The organism is Prevotella conceptionensis 9403948, from assembly GCF_000312305.1.
Classification (GTDB): Bacteria; Bacteroidota; Bacteroidia; order Bacteroidales; family Bacteroidaceae; genus Prevotella; species Prevotella conceptionensis.
Genome location: NZ_HE999450.1, coordinates 150,328 through 153,587, shown reverse-complemented (window position 1 = coordinate 153,587; position 3,260 = coordinate 150,328). Strand labels below are relative to the sequence as shown.

At 50.7% G+C, this 3,260-nt stretch carries 3 protein-coding genes; all 3 read left to right on the top strand.

Features of this window, described 5'->3' with window-relative positions; genetic code table 11:
- The first annotated feature begins 2 nt into the window (after positions 1-2).
- Positions 3-1,181 (top strand): MFS transporter, encoded by a 1,179-nt coding sequence (locus tag BN93_RS12470; RefSeq protein ID WP_044260707.1) that lies wholly within the window; start codon positions 3-5, stop codon positions 1,179-1,181.
- 200 nt (positions 1,182-1,381) lie between these two features.
- Positions 1,382-2,302 carry a dihydrodipicolinate synthase family protein gene (locus tag BN93_RS12465; protein WP_019188659.1) on the top strand — a complete coding sequence of 307 codons (921 nt, stop codon included), beginning with the start codon at positions 1,382-1,384 and terminating at the stop codon, positions 2,300-2,302.
- A 27-nt stretch (positions 2,303-2,329) separates the two neighbouring features.
- Positions 2,330-3,260 (top strand): AGE family epimerase/isomerase (locus BN93_RS12460; RefSeq protein WP_044260704.1); only part of this gene is annotated, 931 nt, incomplete at its 3' end.

Here is a 3,260-nt window from a genome sequence, read left to right as displayed (position 1 = left end):
CCCTGCTCAACTATATGGACCGCCAGATGCTCTCCACGATGCAAGGAGCGATAAAGGCCGACATCGAAGAATTGAAAACAGCCGAGGTTTTTGGCGCGTTAATGGCCGTTTTTATGTGGGTGTACGGCTGTTTCAGCCCCTTTGCAGGCGTTATAGCCGACAAGCTTAGCCGCAAGTGGCTTGTGGTGGGCAGTCTTTTCGTTTGGTCGGCCGTTACGCTTTCAATGGGTTTCGCCACCAATTTTGAAACGCTTTACGTTCTTCGCGCCCTTATGGGTGTTAGTGAAGCCCTTTACATACCCTCTGCCCTAGCACTTATCACCGATTGGCACACAGGCAAATCGCGTTCGTTTGCCATCGGCGTGCACATGACGGGCTTATACGTGGGACAAGGCTTAGGCGGCTTTGGCGCCAACTTAGCCCATCACTTTTCATGGCACCAAACCTTTTTCGCCCTCGGTTTGATTGGCGTTCTCTATTCGTTGTTGCTGATGTTCTTGCTCCACGAAAACCCCGAATGCAGTGTAAAAAGTCGCAACACGGTGGCACCAGGCGAAAAGCGCGAGAGCATTTGGCGCGGACTGAGCGTGGTGCTAAGCAACTGGGCTTTTTGGATTATCCTCTTCTATTTTGCTGTTCCTAGTCTTCCTGGCTGGGCAACGAAGAACTGGTTACCCACGCTTTTCTCTGAAAATCTGTCGCTAGACATGACGTCAGCTGGCCCAATGTCTACCATCACCATCTCTGTTTCGTCGTTCATCGGCGTTATTTTCGGCGGAATACTCTCCGACAGGTGGGCTCAACGCAACGTCCGTGGCCGCATTTACACCAGTGCCATCGGCCTAAGTCTCACCATTCCCGCGTTATTGCTGCTGGGTTTTGGCCACAGCGTGGTGGGCGTAGTGGGCGCAGGATTGCTCTTCGGAATTGGCTTTGGCATTTTCGATGCCAACAATATGCCCATCCTTTGCCAGTTTGTGTCGGCCAAATACCGCGCAACAGCCTATGGAATCATGAACATGACGGGCGTTTTTGCTGGTGCAGCCGTTACGCAAGTGTTGGGTTCGTGGAGCGATGGCGGCAATCTGGGCTTAGGTTTCGCCCTACTTGGCGGCATCGTGGCCTTGGCCCTTATCCTGCAACTCACGTTCTTGCGACCGCAAACAGATAATATGCCGTAAGGTGTTGGTTCTTGAGTTCATAAGTTTTTGAGTTTTCGGGTTCTATTATGTTTTACTTTCTTAGTCTTTTCGGCTACATTTACCCACTAGATGTTTACGAAGTTATAACTAGGAACACCCAACTCACAAACTCAATAACTCACAAACTCACCAACTTACAAGCTCAATAACTCACGAACTTAAATAAAACTCACAATATAATGGAAAAGATTATAGGACTGATTGATGCGCCGTTTACGCCATTTCATGCCAACGGCGAAGTAAATCTCGAACCCATCGAACGCTATGCACAGATGTTACAGCACAACGGCTTGAAGGGCGTATTCATCAACGGCTCGTCGGGCGAGGGCTATATGCTCACCACCGAAGAGCGCATGCAACTGACCGAACGCTGGGTTAGCGTTGCTCCCGCAGGCTTTAAAGTCATCGTACACGTTGGCAGCTGCTGCCTTAAAGAAAGCGTTGCCTTGGCACGCCACGTCGAAAAGATTGGCGCTTGGGGCGTAGGAGCAATGGCACCGCCATTCCCAAAGATTGGTCGCATAGAAGAATTGGTTGACTATTGCGCCGCCATTGCCGAGGCTGCGCCTTCGCTTCCTTTCTATTACTATCACATACCCGCCTTCAACGGTGCTTTCTTGCCCATGACCGACTTGCTGAAAGCCGTAGATGGGCGCATACCTAACTTTGCCGGCATTAAGTACACCTACGAAAGCTTGTACGAATACAACCAATGCCGACTGTATAAGGATGGAAAGTACGACATGCTGCACGGACAAGATGAAACCATCTTGCCTTCTTTGGCACAGGGCGGAGCAAAAGGCGGCATCGGCGGAACAACCAATTATAACGGTCGCGAGCTAGTGGGCATCATCGATGCATGGAACCGTGGCGACTTGGAAACGGCTCGCGAAAAGCAAAACTTCTCGCAAGCAGTTATCAATGTTATATGCCATTTCCGCGGAAACATCGTTGGCGGAAAGCGCATCATGAAGTTCCTTGGGTTCGACCTTGGGCCTAACCGCACGCCCTTCCGCAACATGACCGACGAAGAAGAGGCACAAATGCGTAGAGAATTAGAAGAGATTGGATTCTTTGAAAGGTGCAACGTGTGCAAATAAATAAAGAGAAAAAGCACTAACAAGCAAATGGATACAAAACAATATCTGCAACAATGGGCGCAACGTTATAAAGACGATTTGGTGAACAACGTGATGCCGTTCTGGATGAAATATGGATTGGACCGCCAAAATGGCGGCGTATATACCTGCGTAGACCGTGACGGAACGCTCATGGACACCACTAAAAGCGTGTGGTTTCAAGGTCGTTTCGGCTTTATTGCCGCTGCTGCGTACAACAATATCGAACAAAACCCAGAATGGCTTGCGGCCTCTAAGAGTTGCATCGACTTCATTATCGACCACTGCACCGCACCCGACGGGCGCATGTACTTCGAGGTGACGGCCGAGGGAACGCCACTTCGCATGCGGCGTTACCTCTTTTCGGAGTGTTTCGCCATCATTGCCATGGCCGAATACGCCATTGCATCTGGCGACAAAAGCTATGCTCAACGCGCACTAGACCTTTTCAAGCTGGTGCAACGCTATGCCTACACGCCCGGTTTACTGCCTGCCAAGTACCTGCCTAACGTGCAATGCCAGGGCCATTCGCTCACGATGATACTCATCAACACGGCATCGCGACTGCGTATGGCCATCGACGACCCCACTCTGACAGAACAAATCGACACTTCGTTGCATGCCATTAAGCACTATTTCATGCACCCCGAATACAAGGCATTGCTTGAAACGGTAGGCCCTAACGGCGAGTTTATCGACACCATCAATGGCCGAACCATCAACCCCGGCCATTGCATAGAGACGGCTTGGTTTGTTTTGGAAGAGTCGCGCCACCGCAATTGGGACGAAGACTTAAAGAAAATGGCCCTCGAAATATTGGATTGGTCGTGGGATTGGGGCTGGGACGAGCCCTATGGAGGTATCATCAACTTCCGCGACTGTAAGGGATTGCCCTCGCAAGACTATGCGCAAGACATGAAATTCTGGTGGCCGCAAACCG